This window comes from Actinokineospora iranica, assembly GCF_900101685.1.
GTDB classification, from domain to species: Bacteria; Actinomycetota; Actinomycetes; order Mycobacteriales; family Pseudonocardiaceae; genus Actinokineospora; species Actinokineospora iranica.
In genome coordinates, this window is sequence record NZ_FMZZ01000013.1 from 93,756 (window position 1) to 111,553 (window position 17,798).

The window sequence follows — 17,798 nt, forward strand, 5'->3', positions numbered from 1 at the left end:
GGATTCACGAAACCTGCGGAGACTCCTGGCGGCTTGACAGCTCATCGACCTTCTGAGTCAGACGGACCAGCACCGCCCGCAGTTCGGCCAATTCGTCGTCACGAGTCCGCTCATCGTGGTCGTCGTCCTCGCACTTGACCGCACGGCAGATGGTGTCACGCACATCGCGCTCGACGTCACCAGCCCGGTCGAGCATGTCGTCGGCCAGCTCTTTCAACTCATCGACAATATTGTCTATGGCCTTGATGATTCCGGTCCGACGCCTCGTTTTCCGTGTCATCTGGACTTCCTCCTGGTTCTCACTGTCTTGTACTTATGGCGCTATCTGCGCTTCCAGTTCGTCGACTGCCTGCTGCCACAGGTTGGGGAATTGTTCGCGACCGGCGAGCTTTTCGTCGGCGAGGAATGTTGTGTGCAAACGGTTCCGGTAGACGACCCAGGCGATGAACAGCGGCTGGCGGGGCGGCAAGGCAGGCAGCGCGTAGGCCGCGTGGGCGGTGACTCCCGCGAATGTCATCGCGGCTCGACCGCGGATCTCGGCCACCAGCAGCGGCACGAAACGAGGGTGTGCGGACACGTGCACGCCCAGTTTGCCGCACCAGTAGGGCATACGTTGGAACAGGACGGCATGGTGCTGTCTGATCCGAGCCAGATACTCGGGTGTGACCTGCGCGTGGAGCAGATCGAGACGGCGCAGAGCGGAGGATTCCCCGCACGGTAGCGTGATGTGGGCGACACCTAGACGATTCCCCAGGCGCGGGTAGCGGGTGTCGCGGGTGCCCAGGGCCACGCCCATGGTGGCCCGCGACGTCTGATCGGAGTCTGGCCAGTCACCCGGGAACCCGGCGCGGAGCAGGGACGTCACCAGGGTCAGGCACACCTGGTTGAGGGTCGAGTCGGTCGCGCGAGCGATGGCCTGGAGCCGGACGAGATCAACGTCCGCGGTGCCGGCCACGCGCCGGAGGCTGGGCGGTTGGTCGACGCCCGACCAGTGGGCGGTGCGCCGCAGCAGAGGCAGCATGTCCTTGACCACGGCCAGGCCCAATCGGAGCGCCGGTGGCCTTGCGGGGCTGCGGGCGAAGCGGGGCGGCGACGGAGCGAAAAGCGTCCGCAGGGTGTGGGTGGCCGCTTGGCCGTCCTGGAAGCCGTGATGAGCGCGATAGCACAGGGCATATCCGTGGTCAGTGCGGATCAGCCATAACCCCCATAAGGGACGCCGCGAGTCGAGCGGCAGGCCGACCATGGCGTTGATCACGTTGTCGGCCGAGCTGCCCGATCCCGGAGGAAGGGAAACCTGGTGGATGTGGTGGCCGATGTCGAACGCCGGGTCAGGTTCCCATCGGGGCTTGCGGGCGGAACCTGCTGCCCGGAGGGTCAACTCGGGGAGCAGAGGGAGACGCTCGGTGACGTGGGTGACGAGTGCATCGGTATCCGGCGGCTCGCCGTCGAAAAGCAGCACGGCTCCCAGGTGCATACCACTGTCATTGGTGCGGTGGGCCAGATTCAGCAAAGCACGATCGATCGAGCCCTGGGGAGCGCCGCAGGCTGAGGTGTCCTCTCCTCGGGTTGGACGACCCTTTCTAAGCATGGGTAACATAAGCACTCCGTACGTGCGGAAGGTGTGGCGGAAGCGGTTGCGATCCGAGCGACAGGAATATGCCGCAGGCGATGGTGATCAGTTCACTCAATCCCACAATGGATTCGAATACATCCGGCTTCCGAATGTGACTACGATGCGGTCGTAGGGCGCTCAGACAGGATGCTGCGCAGCTGGGGGGTTGGGGTCTGCTTCCGCGGAGGATGCCGGGATCGTCCTGCGACGGGCACGCCACCCGCACGATGTCGCAGCCCGCCGCGGTCAACTCCGCGATCTGCTGCAACGTCGCGTTCACGTCCGCGGTCACCGTCGTCGTCATCGACTGCACCGAGATCGGGTGCTCACTGCCCACGCCCACCGACCCCACCCGCAACTGCCTCGTCTTACGGCGCTCACCGAGCACCGGCGGCGGCAGCGTCGGCATGCCGATGAGTTGGGGGGTGGGGTGGGCGTCGGAAGTCATGTCGACCTCGCCGGGGTGCGGTGACGCTTGTGGCAGTGGGAGGGGTGCAGGTGACGCAGGACGGTGTCGACGATCCCTGCGGCGTCGAGGCCGTGGCGGCGCAGAATGTCGCCGCGGTCGCCGTGTGGGAGGAAACGGGCGGGCAGGGCCAGACACCGCAGGCGCGGTACGGGGTCGCGTTGGACGAGTAGGTGCGCCAGGCGCTGGCCCATTCCTCCGGTGACGACGTTGTCCTCCACGGTCAGGGTCAGGGCGTGCCGGGCGGCCAACCCTGCCAGCGCCGGGGGCAGCGGCGCGGTCCATCGGGGATCGGCCACGGTGACCGGGATACCGCGGGCTGTGAGGGTGTCGGCGGCTCGCACGCAGGCGTGGGCCCGGCTGCCCGCGGCGATCAGGAGCACGGCCGACCCGGGGGCGGCGCGTAGGAGGTCGACGCCGTCGAGGTGGTCGACGGCGGGCAGATCCGGACCACCCGCCCCCTTGGGGTAGCGCAGGGCGGTGGGGCCGTCGTCCACGCAGAGGCATTCCCGCAGCAGCTCGCGCAGCCTGCGCGGGTCCCGCGGCTCGGCCAACCGCAGGCCGGGGACCAGCGGCAGCAGCGAAGAGTCCCACATGCCGTGGTGGCTGGGCCCGTCCGCGCCGGTGACACCTGCCCGGTCGAGGACGAAGGTGACCGGCAGTCGGTGCAGTGCGATGTCCATCAGCACCTGGTCGAAGCCGCGGTTGAGGAACGTCGAGTAGATCGCCACCACCGGTCGCAGTCCGCCGAGGGCGAGCCCGGCCGCCGAGGTCACCGCGTGCTGTTCGGCCAGCCCGACGTCGAACACCCGCTGCGGGAACCGGCGAGCGAACGGGTGCAGCCCGGTGGGGCGCAGCATCGCCGCGGTAAGGCAGACAAGGTCGTCGCGCTCGGCGCCCGCGGCGAGCAGTTCCGCGCCGAACACCTCGGTCCACGACGTGGTCTTGGCCTTGGCGCCGGTGGCGGGCCCGACCGCGTGCAGGCAGTCGGCCTCGTCCTGTTCGGCCGGGGAATGACCGTTGCCCTTGCGGGTGACGCAGTGCACCACCACGGCGCACCGCATGGCGGCGGCCCGACGCAACCCTTGTTCGAGCGCGTCGATGTCGTGGCCGTCGATCGGTCCCAGGTAGGCCAGCCCCAGCGTCTCGAACAGGGTGCGCACCGGATCGCTGGCGGCCCGAGGGTCCGGCGGTGTGCGCAAGGTCGCGAGGTGCTCGGCAAGGGCGCCCACGGTGGGGGCGTAGGAGCGACCGTTGTCGTTGAGCACGATCACCACCGGCCGGTGGGACGCGGCGGCGATGTTGTTCAGCGCCTCCCAGGCCATGCCTCCGGTCAGGGCGCCGTCCCCGACCACCGCCACCACACGCCGGTCACAGGCGGCGCGCAGCTCGAACGCCTTGGCCAGACCGTCCGCATAGGACAGAGCAGTCGAAGCGTGCGAGTTCTCCACTATGTCGTGCTCGGACTCGTTTCGACACGGGTAGCCGGAGAGTCCTCCTTCCTGCCGCAGTGAGTCGAACTCCCGCCAGCGCCCGGTGAGGACCTTGTGCGCATAGGACTGGTGCCCGGTGTCGAACACGATGGCGTCCCGAGGGGACTCGAACACCCTGTGCAGCGCGATGGACAGCTCCACCACGCCAAGGTTCGGCCCCAGATGTCCCCCGGTGCGGCTCACGTTCTCCACCAGGAACCCCCGGATCTGCTCGGCCAGCTCACCCAGCCGCTCCCGGGGCAGACCGAGCAGGTCGGCGGGCTCGGAAATCGACTCCACCAGCGGAAAGCGAGCTACTTGGCAAGTCATGAACTCACCTTCCGCGGCAGGGCGAACTCAACCGTCTCGGTGGCCACACGCCGGGACTCGACGGTGATCGCACCCAGCCCGTCCAGGGCGGCCACCACCTCATCCACCAGGCTCGGCGGGATCACCCCCACCGTCCGCGTCCCCCGCGAGCCATTCAGCCCGGCTGCCGGTGACATTGTCGACGAGGTATGCGCGGACCCCGTGGCGGCGGGCCGGTTCGACCATGCGCGGCGAGTTCGACGAGTTAACCGATCCCAGGACCAGCACCAGGTCGGCTTCCGCTGCCACCGCGAGCAGAGCATCCTGCCGGTTGGTCGTGGCGTAGCAGGTGTCGTCCGAGCCCAAGCCGCGCAGAGCAGGGCCCGCGTGGCCGATGAGCACCACCGTATCCCCGCTGGCGGCAAACCGACGGGTCTCTTGGTGCACCTTCGCCTCCAACCCCCGGGCCGCGACTTCCGCGCGCACTGCCGGAGACACCCCGTGCGCGGAGAACACGACCGTGGCACCCTCGGGTTCCTCGTCGTGCCCGTCGACGAAGACGGCCCTCGTGCTTCCAGATCCCGCACCACGGGCGCGTTGTGCACGACCTGCTTGCGCACGTACACCGGCGACCCCACCCGCTCCTCTACCGCGATCGCCCGCACAACCCCGGTGGCGTCGAGCCTGTGGGAAACAACCGACATAGGCATTGGCCGGACGAACATCGCTCTCCATTCTTCACCGAGCTGAGGTCAGTTCTCCCGGCCGGACCGGCGGTTGATCAGCCAAGGTTTCACTCTTGACGGACGCCAGGCCCTGGGAGAAGCGGCTGATATCAGTGAACACCCTTCGCTGAGAGATTTCCAGAGCGGCATAATTTTCTCTGGTTGAACCTGTTGAACCTGTTGAACTTACTTTTGAGCTTCCAGACCGCGAGTAAGCGCCATGCCCCGGACATGCGGCGGTGACGATTACTTCCCGACGGGAAGGCGTCGCCGCCACCAGACCAAGAAACACGGAAAGTAACTTCTATTATCCCGGATTTCGCGTTTTAAACGCACAGCCGAGTACCTTAATGTTGAACATGGTGAACATCTTGGCCGCAGACCACCAAGCGGCGCACGCTCATAGGGTCACGGGACCCGAAACCCGCGCATGGAGTTGCTCGTGCTTTGGTGGCGAGCGAACCGGCAACCACCAGGCTCGCCACTCCACTGAACCCAGCAGGTATCACCCTATTGCCGGATTGCCAACGGTCAATCTGTGCCGTCGGTGGGTGCGGCCTTGGGTCGATGTCGACGCCCGGGACGCACAGCCCGTATCCGGCGATGCGGCACTTCATCATCGGCCGCACACGGGAGCGGCTTCCCGGGACCGTTGTTGCCGCTCGCGCCACCGCTCGACATCGGTCCGTCCGGGATCAGGCTGGTTTTCGGAACGGGAAGGCCCGGGTGTCGAAGCGGCCATAGGTAGGCGAGAACGCTGCGGCCGTCTGCACTGGCCCCGCGGCCACCGGGGCGGAAGCGCCACGCCCCGCAGCGTCGCGGCGATCTGCTCGGTGGTGGGCCCGCGACGATTGGCGCGCGGTCCGGCAGGCCGTCGAAGAGGATCACCTCGACCCGTCGAGGTGCTGCGGATCTCACGGGGCGAGGGGCAGTGTGGCGGTAGTCCCTGGGCCCCGGACGGTGAACTCGCCTGACCTTCACCTCACACGTCTCAACAACAGCATGGACTTTGCGATCACATCGTGCCGGTCGGCCACGATCCAGTTTCGCACGCGGGCCACTTCCCGGAGTTTCCCATCTGGCTCGAAAGCGAGCGGCATGCCGACGAGATCCAACAGTTCGGCATCATTGTGGGAGTTTCCTATCGCGAAAGAATTTTTCCAATCTATAGTGTGCAGTAACCCCAAATTCTCCAGTGCCCGCTTTTTTCCATTGCCTACGGCGGGCAGGATGTCATCCGCACCCGAACTGCCGAAGGACGCTCCGCACCACTTGTCGAAACCTAGATGTGCGGCAGCGATCTTGATGATCTCCTGAGGGCTGCCAGAGATGAGTACAAGCAGAAAGCCAAACCTTTTCAAGATTCCCATAAGGGTGGGCACATAGTGGAGTACTTCTTTCTGTGAGGTGACCCAGCACCGGGAGGCGGCTTCTACCATCTGGTGCGCACCGACCTGACCAACAGTCTTGCGATATTCCGCATATGCTTTGACATTGCCGTTTTCCAGTAGAGCAACCTCACGCACGGTCCGGTGCACTGAGTCAACTTGTCGAGGATCGCAGGCGCCGCATATCACCAATTCATCAAGAAGATCGAACGCCAGCGTTCCAGGCACTATCGTGCCGTCCATGTCAAATAATGCCACCGCTCTGCGCTTTCCTGTCACGTGAGCGCCTTTCCGGCTGATTTCTTTCGGGGGCGCTTCGGTGGCGCCACTACATTTGACCGCCGCCGCGCTCAGTGTTGCTTCCGGAGCGAGTGCGGCAAGGCGAATTTTTTCGGTTCGGCCGCAACGGTGATCTCCTCGACAGCACTGAACCCATTGTTTTTCAAATGCCGCAAAACTTCCGCAACTGCGCTTTCAGGAGCAGAAGCGCCTGCGGTAAGGCCAATGGTGCGGACGTTGTCGATCCATTCGGTCCGAATTTCTTCGGCGTGATCGACGCGGTAGGCTCTGGAAATCCCGAAACTCAACCCGACTTCGACAAGACGCACGGTATTGGATGAATTGGCGGAGCCGACGACCAAAAGCAGATCGCACTGGTTCGCGATTTCCTTGACTGCATTCTGTCTGTTTTGAGTGGCAAAACAGATGTCATCGCTTGGCGGGTCCTCTAGCATGGGGAACCGTGACCTCAGAACTGTGACGATGTCCATGACCTCGCTGACAGCCAATGTCGTCTGAGACAACCACACCAATTTTTCCGTGTCGGGCACCTCGGTCACCGCCGCCTCATCGACCGACGACACCAGAATTGCGCTTCCTGATGCCCAGCCTAGCGTTCCCCGTATTTCCTCGTGCCCATCATGTCCGACCAGCAAGATGGTGTAGCCGGATTCGGCGTACCGTACGGCTTCGCGGTGGACCTTGGTGACGAGTGGGCAGGTGGCATCGACGACAGGCAGTCCGCGTTGGGCCGCTTCGGTGTATACTTCCTGGGCAACTCCATGTGCGGAGAACACCACGGTGGCACCCTCGGGCACCTGGTCGACCTCATCGACGAAAACCGCACCCTTGCGTTCAAGTTCTGAGACAACCTGGCGGTTGTGAATGATCTCATGCCTGACGTAGATGGGGTTCGATGCGGTCGCCAGAATCTGCTCGACCGTGTCGATGGCGCGCACGACCCCGGCGCAAAAACTTCGCGGTGCGGCCAAGAGAACACGTTTTGGTTTCATTGAGCACCTCTCTTACGTTATTCGATGAATTTGGCTTCTGAGAATCACGCGTTCAGGTCACCGTGACGATCGGGGCAGCGGCCGCGCCGTCCTCGGGGACCTCCATGTCCTCGGCGATGCGGAGGGCTTCTTCGATGAGGGTTTCGACGATCTGGTGTTCGGGGACGGTCTTGATGACTTTGCCCTTGACGAAGATCTGGCCTTTGCCGTTGCCCGACGCCACCCCGAGGTCGGCTTCGCGGGCTTCGCCGGGGCCGTTGACGACGCAGCCCATGACCGCGACCCGCAGCGGGACCTCCATGCCCTCCAGCCCGGCGGTGACCTGTTCGGCGAGGGTGTAGACGTCGACCTGGGCCCGCCCGCAGGACGGGCAGGAGACGATCTCCAGCTTGCGGGGGCGCAGGTTGAGCGATTGGAGGATCTGCGCGCCGACCTTGATTTCCTCGACCGGCGGGGCCGAGAGCGACACCCGGATCGTGTCGCCGATGCCTTGGCGCAGCAGGGCGCCGAACGCCACCGCGGACTTGATGGTGCCCTGGAACGCCGGACCCGCCTCGGTCACACCCAGGTGCAGCGGGTAGTCGCACTGCTCGGCCAACAACTCATACGCCCGGACCATGACCACCGGGTCGTTGTGCTTCACGCTGATCTTGATGTCGTGGAAGTCGTGCTCGGCGAACAGCGACGCCTCCCACATGGCCGACTCCGCCAACGCCTCCGGGGTCGCCTTGCCGTACTTCGCCAACAACCTGGGGTCCAGGGAACCGGCGTTGACCCCGATCCGGATCGGGGTCCCCCGGTCGCGGGCCGCGTGGGCGATCTGCTTGACCTGATCGTCGAACTTGCGGATGTTGCCCGGGTTCACCCGCACCGCCGCGCACCCCGCCTCGATCGCGGCGAAAACGTACTTGGGCTGGAAGTGGATGTCGGCGATCACCGGGATCTGCGACTTCGCCGCGATCGCCGCCAACGCCTCCGCGTCGTCCTGCGACGGGCACGCCACCCGCACGATGTCGCAACCCGCCGCGGTCAACTCCGCGATCTGCTGCAACGTCGCATTCACATCCGCGGTCACCGTCGTCGTCATCGACTGCACCGAGATCGGGTGCTCACTGCCCACGCCCACCGACCCCACCCGCAACTGCCTCGTCTTACGGCGCTCACCGAGCACCGGCGGCGGCAGCGTCGGCATGCCGAGCATCACGTCGGGCATCTACTCTTCTGACCTCTCTGCGAACAGCTACTGTGGCGGTCGGATGGTTGATCGGTCGTCTCTCACCCGGGTCGATCTCATGATCGAAGGAACTGTGCTGCTCCGCTGCTCGCGGAGTGATCCCACCAATCCGATCGGAACACATCTCCATCAAAATTAAAAGCACCAGGCGTGCAAATTCCCTCTGGTTCAGTGCATGGATTGTTGAAATTGTTGAACACATCTGGGGCAGGACGATGAGTGCGCATCGGTACTGGAACAGCGAGGTGTCGCTGTTGTCCCGCGATGTCCAGATGACAGCAGTCGAACGGTTTTACGCCGTCCGCGAGCCAGGACGGCAGCATGTCCGCCGCAGCGGTGTCCGCTACAGTAGCGGCCTGGCAGCTCACCCTCGCCGTCCGCAATAGCATCTCCCTCCACGCCACCTGGCTGTCCACAACCCCCCGTTACAAGAAAGTAGAGAGGTCGGCTAACCCATTCGAGTAACACAGGGACATCTCAGCCCCGACTCTCACCAGCCCGGCGATCGAGACTCGTCCCGAGCCCTTGCCTGACACCGCGACCGGCGACCACCCCGCGACGAACGAACGGCATGACAGATGACCAGCGGTTACCAGGTGTTTCTCGGCCTGGATGTCGGCAAGGGCGAGCACCACGCCGTCGGCCTGGACCCCGCCGGGAAGCGGCTACACGACGGGCCGCTGCCCAACAGCGAACCGAAGCCGCGGACGCTGTTCGACAAGCTCGCCGCGCGCGGACAGCTGCTGGTGGTAGTCAAACAACAGCCGCGATCGGCGCGCTGCCGGTCACGGTGGCCCGGGGCGGCCGGTCATCAGGTGGCCTACCTGCCGGCCTGGCCATGCGTCGCATCGCCGACCTCTACCCCGGCCGCGCCAGAACCGACGCCCGCGACGCCTTCATCATCGCCGACGCCGCCCGCTCGCTGCCCCACACCCTGCGCCCGATCGACGTCGGCGACGACGCCCTGGCCGAGCTGGATGTGCTGGTCGGGTTCGACGACGACCTCGCCGGTGAGGCCACCCGAATCGGCAACCGCATCCGTGGTCTGCTCACCGGCATCCATCCCGCCCTGGAACGCGCGATCGGGTCGCGAGTCACGCATCCGGCGGTGTTGAAAATCCTGTCCCGCTGCGGCGGTCCAACCGGTATCCGCAAGGCGGGCCGCCGCAAACTGGTCTCGATCGCCACCGAATACGCGCCCCGCATGGGCGAGAAGCTCATCGACGCGATCCTGGCAGCGTTGGACGAGCAGACCGTCACCGTCCCCGGCACCACCGCGGCGGACACCGTGCTGCCCCGGCTCGCCGACAGCTCGGAAACCGTTCTCGCGCAACGCAAGCAAGTTGCCACCGAGGTCGAGTAGATCCTTGATGCGCACCCTCTTGCCGGGGTCCTGACATCGATGCCCGGCATCGGGGTCAGGACCGCCGCCCGCTTCCTCCTCGAAGTCCGACGCCACAGCCTTCACCTCCTCCGCTCACCTGGCCGCCTACTCCGGCATCGCTCCGGTCACCCCCAGCTCCGGTTCCTCGATCAAAAGGGAACGCCCGGCCCGCACAGGCAACCGCAAGCTCAAACAAGCGCTCTTCCTGGCCGCGTTCGCCACCTTGTCCGATCCGAACAGCAGGGCCTACCACGACCGGAAGAGAGCTGAGGGCAAAAAGCACAACGCCGCCCTGATCTGCCTGGCCCGGCGCCGCTGCGACGTCCTGTTCGCCATGCTCCGCAACAAGACCACTACCGGCACCCCGAGACCACACCCGCCCCTGCAGCAGGTTGACAAACACTAGGGACCCCCCTGCGCGACCCTGCTCTCCGACCGCACCCTCGTCCGCCTGGCGACCTGAACCGCGCGAAGCGCGTGCGACATTGATCCCGATGGCGGCGGCTCGATCCCGGTCGCCAGGCGCCCGCTGGTGCTCGCCCATCTGTGCAACAGCGATACCTTTGCACGACAGGCCGACGAGTTCGGACAACCCCCGTAGCGCCGCCTGGTGCTAGTCCGCGGAGCGGCGGGCGGCCCGACCGGCCTACGCGATCCTCGACGGCACCCTGGTCCTGATCGACCGAGGCGCCGATTAGAAGCCCCACCGCTCGCGCAAACACCGCCACCACGGCCCCAATATCCAGATCCTCGTCGACTCGGCCGGACGAATGGGTGTGGGCGTCGGCGCCCCGCCCGGAACCGTTGGAGACCTGACCGCGGCCTGCGCCCATGACCTGGTCGACGCGCTGATCAGGCACGAAGTCACCCTCTTCGTTGCCAAGGCGCGGGTGCAACGGGTGCGTACTCTTCCCAAGCGCCACGCCACCGCAGACCGCGTCCTGCTGGAGATCGGCGACGCCTCGAACTTGTCCTCCGGGCACTTGACCGCCTGCGCCTGCATTGCTCCGGTCACCCACAGTTCCGGCAGCAGCATCAAAGACAGCACCCGACCCGAACAGGCAACCGCAAGCTGAAAACGTGCGTTCCTCCTCGCCGCGTTCGCCGAATCGCACCACCCGGCCAGGCAGGACTTACTACGACCGCAAACGCGCCGAGGGCAAGAAGCGCAACGCCGCTCTCATCTGCCTGGCCCGCTGCCGCTGCGGCTTGACAACCACAGCGAGGTGATCTCATCAAGGTCAGGCCGTGTTGGTGAGAGCCGGTGAGATGTGGGCAGGGAGTTCTCCCCGGCAGGACTGGATTTGCGAAGATCAAGTCCAGTGACAGGGACTCCCCATGATTGCCTATCGTGCCCTGCTCGACGTGTCGCGTGAACTCGCCCACTACCTCAGCCGTCTGCTGCATGCGCTGCCTGGGCGAACGCGGCTTCGCCCTCCTCACCGGCCGCTAGCGCGCCTTCCACCACACCACCGCCAGTCCCAGCAAGATCGGCCACATCGTCAGAGCCGCACTTGTCCTCACCCACTTCGAACACGGCCGACTCATCTGAAGTCAGTGAGAACACCTCAATGTGGTGACTCGTGTCGCACCGGTCGCGTGCATCGCTCGTGCATCCAGGGACCACAGGTGGAGTTCTCTTCACTCGTATGGCGTCATGACAACCAGCGAAGAATGACTTACCATCGGTAACAATTTGAAGAATGTCGTCCAGGTTCTTCCACTGCTCGACTTCGATACGCGATTTTAATTCGGATTAATCGAGGATGACGATGCACTCCCCCGAGCGTCAGCCGAACGAGCGTCTTCGCTCATTGATCAGAGAGGCGAGGTTCACCAATCATGCTTTCGCTCGCGCGCTGAATGATATCGGCAAAGAAGCGGGTATTTCGATTCATTATGATCGTACCAGTGTGTCTCATTGGCTTTCCGGCACCCATCCTCGCCAGCCCACCCCAGTTCTGATCGCCGAGTTGCTCACTCGACGCTTGAACCGTATGGTCCATGTGGAACAGCTCGGCCTCACGACTCCCGTCGCACCGCCTCCTCCGGACTCCGAGTTCACTCTGTCTTCATTGCAGCAGTTGGCCATGATGGATCTCAACCCGGTCAATCGATCCGTTCTGCTGGACACCCCTTATCTAACACAGTGGGCAACTGTTCCTGAATGGCTGGAGACTTCCGCAGGGACTCTCCAACAAGGTTCTACCACAAAACGAGCTGGATTGGAAGTTGTCAGGAGTATCCGAAGCATGGTCGCCGTAGGTGCTGAACTCGATCAGATGTTCGGCGGTGAACGCGGCAGAATAGCTTTGACAACCCATTTGGGCTATGACATACCGGCCTGGTTGCGAGCCAAGACCACCGAATCTGTTCAACAGGAACTGTTTGCAGCGGTTTCATCACTAGTGTACCTGATCGGTTTCATGACCTTCGACAGTTTGAAGCATCATATCGCACAGCGCTACTTCAGGGCCGCTTTGCATTTGTCTTCCTTAGGAAATGACTGGACGTGCTACGTGCATGTGTTGCATGACATGAGCGTCCAAGCGACGTTTCTGGGACATCACGAACTGTCGGTTCACTTGGTTTCCACTGCTCTACGGAAGGCGGAGACGCGGTTGCTCGCGTCGGTGCAGCCCGCTTTGCTCGGGCAAAGCGCGGTTGCGCATGCTGCGCTGGGTCGAACGAGAACAGCTACACGACTCCTTGACAAGGCCAATCACGCGCTTACACATGACTGCGATCAAAACAGAGTCGATGACCGTGCCGACTTGGCGTATCGAACAGCCCAGGTGTCAATGCTGTCCAGAGATTGGAAAAATGCTGAGAAGTGGTTACGGATTTCACTGAAATATCGAAGTTCGATCAAACGAAGGTCACGACTGATGACCCAACTGCAACTTGCCGAAACACTGGTTCGGGAGGGGCGACCGGAACATGCCTGTGCTACATGGTGTGAAGCCATGACAGAGTACTCGAAAATGGACTCCGGCAGGGTGCGCATCCGCATGGAAAACTTGTATCGCTTAATTGTTCCATTCTGCAATCGCCGCACAGTGCGCAGCACTCTCGACCAGGCTCACGGAATGCTTGCAGCAGATTTCGGTGACTTGTTGAAAGGTAGATAGAGCGACGATCGACGAAAGCGAGAGAAGGGTTTTTTCACGGATCCAACCTCTCCACCGCCAGTAGGCGGCCACGAGCGGCGGCTGGACGGTCAAGCCAAATTCCCACTGCCGTCCGGGCGGTCGTAAGTGATCTCCTCACCCTCACGCACAGCCACCACCCGGACCATTTGCGGAACCTGGCCCATTGCAACTCGGTAAACAGGATCATCAGCTCCGGGTAAGATGCTGAGTCACCCGCTAACGACCGTGGTTAACAACCAGGCGCGACAACCGGGTTATGAGACAATCTGTGAAACTGGTCCACCAAAACCGGCGATCCTCGTAATTTCTGTGCCATTGGCCTATCTATCTCGAGGTGACGAATCGCGACTGCGGCACTCGGTCCATACGTCTTCGATATCACGAATCGAAATATCCGAAATACGGGATCGATAAAAACTACTTCACAATGAGGTAATCTCTGCGACTTTTCGAGGGGCCTGTCAAGACGCCATCTCGACGACCACCCGTACCTGTCGCCACGCCGAGCCGCCAGGCTGCTGCTGACCCGACCGGAGAATCTCACCGAACGTCAACACGAACGACTCGAAGGCTTGGCCGCGGCCTGCCCCCAGATGACAACGCTGACAGGCGTTGCGCGCTCCTTCGCAGCCTTACTCGCTCCCCACGAGGAAAACCCAGCCCGATTGGTGGAATGGATCACCGCCGCACGCGAGGCCGATCTGCCTCACGTGCACTCCTTCGCCCGAGGCATCAACCAGGACATCGACGCCGTCACCGCCGCCATCACCCTCAACCACCTCAACGGGCGCACCGAAGGCGTCAACAACAAAACCAAGCTACTCAAGCGGCAAATGTACGGACGAGCAGGCCATGCTCTCCTGCGCCACCGCATCCTCCTCGGATAACACCACCACCCAAAGTGCGCCAGAGCCAAACGAGCGGTGTAACTCGGGGTACAAGAGGGTTACTTACGTCCGGCGGCCAGGCGGCCGTCGAAGGCGATCTCGAAGGCGTTCAACGCCGGCTTCCAGCGCATCATCCAGCGTGTGCGGCCGGTGCCGGTCGGGTTCAGGCTCATGACCGCGAGGTAGACACATTTGAGCGCGGCCTGCTCACCTGCGGAAGTGGCCGCGGGCCTTGACCGCACGGCGGATGCGGGCGTTGACGCTCTCGATGGCGTTGGTCGAGCAGATCACCCGCCGGATCTCCACGTCGAAGGCCAGGAACGGCACGAACTCGGCCCAGGCGTTGTGCCAGAGCCGCACGATCGCCGGATAGCGGGCGCCCCAGACCTTGGCCCTCTCCAGAGCTTCATGCAGATCGGGGGCCTGGTCTGCGAGCACCTCGATGACTCGTCGAGGTAACCGTACCTTGTGGCACGGGAAACCTCGTGGTCACGTGCCAACGCGGCGACCTCGACATCCTGACGGAACCAACGAAGACCCAGCACCGCCTGACGGAAACAGGTCAACGCCCTGCTGTCCTTGCGGGTACCACAACGGCGGCGTTCTGCGTGCAGCAGACGGCTGAGGTACTGGGCGAGTTCACGCGACACGTCGAGCAGGGCACGGTAGGCAATCATGGGGAGCCCCTGTCACTGGGCTTGATCTTCGCAAATCCAGTCTTACCAGAAACTCCCCGCCCACATCTCACCGGCTCTCACCAACACGGCCTGACCTTGGTGAGATCACCTCCGTGTGCAGTCCCAGCTGAGGCCAATGCCAAACCGGGTGGAACTCCAGGTGGTTGTTCATCATGTTCAACATGCATTGAACCTTCAGCGGTTGACTACGGAAGAAATGAATGTTTCTGTTGAAAGTGTCGACCAGTCGACGTCGAGTTGCAGATAAGCAAAGCAAGGATTCGTCAAAGCGCAATCGCTTTTTCGCCGCGATTTCGGCTTCACCTGGAGGAATTAATGCGAGCGATGATCGTTCCGGACGGCAGTCGAAGGTGGGCCAAGAAACATGGAGTGTCGCTCTTGGACGCTTATGATGCCGTCGCTCGCAAAACCGCTGACTTCTGCGCACATCTCAACGCAAGAGGTGGCATTGACGAACTCCTCGTTTGTGTTGCTTCTGTCAACAATTATGGCAGAAGCGAAGAACAGGTGAAAGATTTCAATCTTGGTTACTCAAGAGTTGCTCAATACTCAAAGATTCCGCTGTCGATTACCGTGGCAGGCAACTTTGACGCAATGGGCGTGTACGCCGACCACTGGCGTGAACTGGTTCGCAATAATCGGGAAGGTTTCCCACTCAGACTCCTCGTTGCATGGTCAATGGACGACGAGGTGTCGCGGATAGCACATCAAGCGCGAGACCAGGAGGGGCCTCTCACAATAAAGGACGTCGCCGCCCTGTCCGACATACCCGACGAGGTGGACGTTTGGATAAAAACGGGAGGAAACCGAAGGGTTTCAGCAATGCATCCCCTTTTCTCGCCGTATATGGAACTGGTTTTTTTGGATGATTTCTTTCAAGATTTGACACTGGAAGACCTGGATGACTCTATTAGCAATGCCACTAACAGAAGAAAACTGTTCGGGATGTGAGTGCCTGTTTCTGATGTAGCAACGTCGCTGGTGGGCCAGATTCCGGTTCAGCGGACCATGGGTCGTGGTGGTTCGGACGGCGCTCATGATTGCATGCGCCGCAGCGATGGTTGGTGATCCAGGAGCGCGACGGGGTGGCCTACCTATTCATCTCCCACGACTTGGCTGCCGAGCCATCGCGGGGCGGCGACGCGGGGCTGGACCGGCTCAGCAGATGATCGACCAGTCCAAGCACCCGTATACGCGCGAGCAGTTCCTGGCCGTGCCACTGCCGAACCCGTGGGTCCAACACGAGCGCTGCGAGGCGGGAAGACGGCTGCGCACCGAGAACGGATAAGCAGGTCGACCCACGGCCGTTGCTGAGCACAGTCGGCTCCACCGACGGGCCCGCGACACCGTTTCGACTGTGGCCCCCGGTTCATCGTCGGCGAGCTCCTTAAGTGGTAGCCCGCCGAGCCGCTGGCGTTCACCAAGGGACTGCACACTGAGGTGATCTCACCAAGGTCAGGCCGTGTTGGTGAGAGCCGGTGAGATGTGGGCGGGAGCTCCTGGTAGGACTGGATTTGCGAAGATCAAGTCCAGTGACAGGGGCTGTTCGCCGACGCGCCACAGCCCGGTTGGAGCGCCTCGGCGCATGCGTGGTCCCGCGCCGCCCGGCTCGCGCTGGACCTTGTCGGGCGAGGAACGGTGCTGCCGTGGGTCACCGCGGCCCCCGTGCTCCGCGATCGAGACGATTCCGGCTTGGTCCCGGTCGACCTCGACGAGGCGGTGTGCGGGTTCCTCGACGCGGTCGCCGACCGGCTCCTGGCCACGTCCGCCTCGCAGTACTTCGCCGGAACCGCTCCGTTCACGGTGCCGTTTCCGGCGGCGGTCGCCTGCGACGATCCGGCAGAGGCCGGGGCCATCCAGTCCTGGGTCGACGACATCCACCAAGCAGTCGAACACGATGTCGGACCGCAGGTCGTCCTGTGCCTCGCGCCACCGCGCAGCAGCACGGCCACGGACGTGCCCGCCACCGTGCTGCTCAACGCCATCCCAGACAACCCCGACACCGCGGTCGCGGCGTCGGCGGTCTGGCGCGGCGAGGCCCGGCCGTGCGCACCGGATCGGCATCTGCGTGCACGCGTGCGTCGTTTGTTGCGCATCGCCGCCCGGACCCTGCCCTCGCTCGGCGATCTCGCCGAGAAGGCGTACCCCACCGACGGTCTCCTCGGCTCCGCCGACGTCAGCGCGCTGCGGGGGAAGGCCGGGAAACGACTGCGGGAACTCGGTATCGCGATCCACTGGCACAAGGACTGGGTCACCGGCGCCGACTTCGGTCTGACCGCGGTGGTGGGGACCGGCTCGCACGACAAGCAGCTCACCGGCGAACCGGCGGGAAACTGGACGCGGTCAGCGCCACGCCGCGGCGGTTGCCCAGCCGCGCGAGGCACATCGCGCCGAGCGCCGGCGGGAGGTCTTCTACGAGCGCGCGCAGCGCGGGTCGGCGGGCGGCCATTTTGCGGCGGGACGCCGCGCGCGTCACGGCCGCCAGCCGCCGCAGGGAATCGGGTTCCCCGCAGGGCAGCGCGACGCGCATCAGGCCGATCAAGGTGCCCGCCGCCGGTTGGTCTTCGCTGTCCCTTCTGGTGTCCACTGGCATGCACACCGGCAGCGTCGCGCCGGTGAACTCCGCCGTCGGGGACCAGTGCCGCAGCGCCCCGGGGCGGGCGGCTAGATGCGCCTGGCCGATGGTGGCCCCGCTCGCGGCGCTGATCCTGCGCAGGTCGCTCAGCGGCGCGCTTCGCCAGGTGAGGCGGCGCTCCGCGTCCGGGGCGGGTGCCAGCGCGGCGATTCTCGGCGCGGGCGCCAGCGTCACGGCGAGATCGGGCAGGGTCCCCAGCGCGTGCCAGGGGCGGGGTTTTCTCGGCTGGCTCTTCCACGTCGCGGACCGGTCGCCGAAGACCACTTCGAGGGTGCGCAGCAGGGCGACCCCGTCCTGGGCGGCGTGGTGGACGAGGCAGCCCACACCCCCGGTCTCGCCATCGCCGGGAAGCAGCCACATCCGCCACAGCGGCCGGTGGCGCTCCGGTCCGGTCCCAGCCAGGCGGTCGCGGGCTCTGGCCGGGCCAAGCCCGAGGGCAGCACGTCGATGTGCACGTCCAGGTCGACCTCGGCGGGCTCCCACTGCGGCTCACTCCCCCGCGCGAGCCGGTGGGTGAGCGCGGGCAGGTGCGCGAGCCGCCTCC

13 protein-coding genes and 5 pseudogenes are annotated in these 17,798 nt (G+C 64.0%); 7 read left to right on the forward strand and 11 right to left on the reverse strand.

What is annotated here, in order from left to right; genetic code table 11:
* Positions 1–4: 4 nt before the first annotated feature.
* From BLS56_RS23570 to ispG, 8 genes and pseudogenes are all read right to left on the reverse strand, one after another.
* Positions 5–280, reverse strand: a complete 276-nt coding sequence (locus tag BLS56_RS23570; protein WP_091454953.1) for a hypothetical protein — start codon at positions 278–280, stop codon at positions 5–7.
* 33 nt (positions 281–313) lie between these two features.
* Complete coding sequence (locus BLS56_RS23575; protein ID WP_091454954.1) at positions 314–1,597, reverse strand: wax ester/triacylglycerol synthase domain-containing protein; 1,284 nt, start codon at positions 1,595–1,597, stop codon at positions 314–316.
* A gap of 211 nt (positions 1,598–1,808) precedes the next feature.
* A pseudogene (locus BLS56_RS23580) lies at positions 1,809–2,021 on the reverse strand (flavodoxin-dependent (E)-4-hydroxy-3-methylbut-2-enyl-diphosphate synthase); the annotation flags it as partial.
* Between the two features lie 35 nt (positions 2,022–2,056).
* Complete coding sequence (locus tag BLS56_RS23585) at positions 2,057–3,880, reverse strand: 1-deoxy-D-xylulose-5-phosphate synthase (RefSeq protein WP_091454957.1); 1,824 nt, start codon at positions 3,878–3,880, stop codon at positions 2,057–2,059.
* A 99-nt stretch (positions 3,881–3,979) separates the two neighbouring features.
* Positions 3,980–4,261 (reverse strand): hypothetical protein, encoded by a 282-nt coding sequence (locus BLS56_RS32475; protein WP_228771867.1) that lies wholly within the window; start codon positions 4,259–4,261, stop codon positions 3,980–3,982.
* Between the two features lie 1,300 nt (positions 4,262–5,561).
* Positions 5,562–6,251 carry an HAD family hydrolase gene (locus BLS56_RS23595; protein WP_139190938.1) on the reverse strand — a complete coding sequence of 230 codons (690 nt, stop codon included), beginning with the start codon at positions 6,249–6,251 and terminating at the stop codon, positions 5,562–5,564.
* Positions 6,252–6,322: 71 nt separating this feature from the next.
* Positions 6,323–7,264: a 4-hydroxy-3-methylbut-2-enyl diphosphate reductase gene (locus BLS56_RS23600; protein WP_091454960.1), complete on the reverse strand. Its 942-nt coding sequence runs from the start codon at positions 7,262–7,264 to the stop codon at positions 6,323–6,325.
* A 52-nt stretch (positions 7,265–7,316) separates the two neighbouring features.
* The gene (ispG, locus tag BLS56_RS23605) at positions 7,317–8,477 is read right to left on the reverse strand and encodes a flavodoxin-dependent (E)-4-hydroxy-3-methylbut-2-enyl-diphosphate synthase (RefSeq protein ID WP_091454961.1); all 1,161 of its coding nucleotides are present in this window, start codon (positions 8,475–8,477) and stop codon (positions 7,317–7,319) included.
* Between the two features lie 599 nt (positions 8,478–9,076).
* Between ispG and BLS56_RS32920 the strand changes: the two are divergent.
* The 4 genes and pseudogenes from BLS56_RS32920 to BLS56_RS33115 all read left to right on the forward strand — a co-directional run.
* Positions 9,077–9,145 (forward strand): annotated as a pseudogene (locus BLS56_RS32920) (hypothetical protein); the annotation flags it as partial.
* A gap of 98 nt (positions 9,146–9,243) precedes the next feature.
* Positions 9,244–9,861 (forward strand): annotated as a pseudogene (locus tag BLS56_RS32925) (IS110 family transposase); the annotation flags it as partial.
* Between the two features lie 118 nt (positions 9,862–9,979).
* Complete coding sequence (locus BLS56_RS32930) at positions 9,980–10,288, forward strand: transposase (RefSeq protein WP_456049128.1); 309 nt, start codon at positions 9,980–9,982, stop codon at positions 10,286–10,288.
* Positions 10,289–10,808: 520 nt separating this feature from the next.
* A pseudogene (locus BLS56_RS33115) lies at positions 10,809–11,088 on the forward strand (transposase); the annotation flags it as partial.
* Positions 11,089–11,272: 184 nt separating this feature from the next.
* Here the strand turns inward: BLS56_RS33115 and BLS56_RS31725 are convergent.
* Positions 11,273–11,449 carry a hypothetical protein gene (locus BLS56_RS31725; RefSeq protein WP_175483002.1) on the reverse strand — a complete coding sequence of 59 codons (177 nt, stop codon included), beginning with the start codon at positions 11,447–11,449 and terminating at the stop codon, positions 11,273–11,275.
* A gap of 205 nt (positions 11,450–11,654) precedes the next feature.
* On the opposite strand from BLS56_RS31725, the gene BLS56_RS30885 reads away from it, so the two are divergent.
* Complete coding sequence (locus BLS56_RS30885; protein WP_139190939.1) at positions 11,655–13,013, forward strand: hypothetical protein; 1,359 nt, start codon at positions 11,655–11,657, stop codon at positions 13,011–13,013.
* Positions 13,014–13,525: 512 nt separating this feature from the next.
* Positions 13,526–13,921: a transposase gene (locus BLS56_RS23620; RefSeq protein ID WP_267463941.1), complete on the forward strand. Its 396-nt coding sequence runs from the start codon at positions 13,526–13,528 to the stop codon at positions 13,919–13,921.
* 59 nt (positions 13,922–13,980) lie between these two features.
* On the opposite strand, the pseudogene BLS56_RS23625 reads toward BLS56_RS23620, so the two are convergent.
* A pseudogene (locus BLS56_RS23625) lies at positions 13,981–14,311 on the reverse strand (transposase); the annotation flags it as partial.
* A 632-nt stretch (positions 14,312–14,943) separates the two neighbouring features.
* Here BLS56_RS23625 and BLS56_RS23630 point away from each other — a divergent pair.
* Positions 14,944–15,570 carry an undecaprenyl diphosphate synthase family protein gene (locus tag BLS56_RS23630; RefSeq protein WP_175483003.1) on the forward strand — a complete coding sequence of 209 codons (627 nt, stop codon included), beginning with the start codon at positions 14,944–14,946 and terminating at the stop codon, positions 15,568–15,570.
* Positions 15,571–16,930: 1,360 nt separating this feature from the next.
* Here BLS56_RS23630 and BLS56_RS23635 read toward each other — a convergent pair.
* Positions 16,931–17,737 carry a wax ester/triacylglycerol synthase domain-containing protein gene (locus BLS56_RS23635; protein ID WP_267463939.1) on the reverse strand — a complete coding sequence of 269 codons (807 nt, stop codon included), beginning with the start codon at positions 17,735–17,737 and terminating at the stop codon, positions 16,931–16,933.
* Between the last annotated feature and the right edge of the window lie 61 nt (positions 17,738–17,798).

Bases quoted from the DNA above. Each gene is read 5' to 3' on its own strand.
- BLS56_RS30885 (WP_139190939.1), top strand. From the start codon at position 11,655: ATGCACTCCCCCGAGCGTCAGCCGAACGAGCGTCTTCGCTCATTGATC.
- BLS56_RS23585 (WP_091454957.1), bottom strand. From the start codon at position 3,880: ATGACTTGCCAAGTAGCTCGCTTTCCGCTGGTGGAGTCGATTTCCGAG.
- BLS56_RS23630 (WP_175483003.1), top strand. From the start codon at position 14,944: ATGATCGTTCCGGACGGCAGTCGAAGGTGGGCCAAGAAACATGGAGTG.
- ispG (WP_091454961.1), bottom strand. From the start codon at position 8,477: ATGCCCGACGTGATGCTCGGCATGCCGACGCTGCCGCCGCCGGTGCTC.
- BLS56_RS23575 (WP_091454954.1), bottom strand. From the start codon at position 1,597: ATGTTACCCATGCTTAGAAAGGGTCGTCCAACCCGAGGAGAGGACACC.
- BLS56_RS23600 (WP_091454960.1), bottom strand. From the start codon at position 7,264: ATGAAACCAAAACGTGTTCTCTTGGCCGCACCGCGAAGTTTTTGCGCC.
- BLS56_RS23570 (WP_091454953.1), bottom strand. From the start codon at position 280: ATGACACGGAAAACGAGGCGTCGGACCGGAATCATCAAGGCCATAGAC.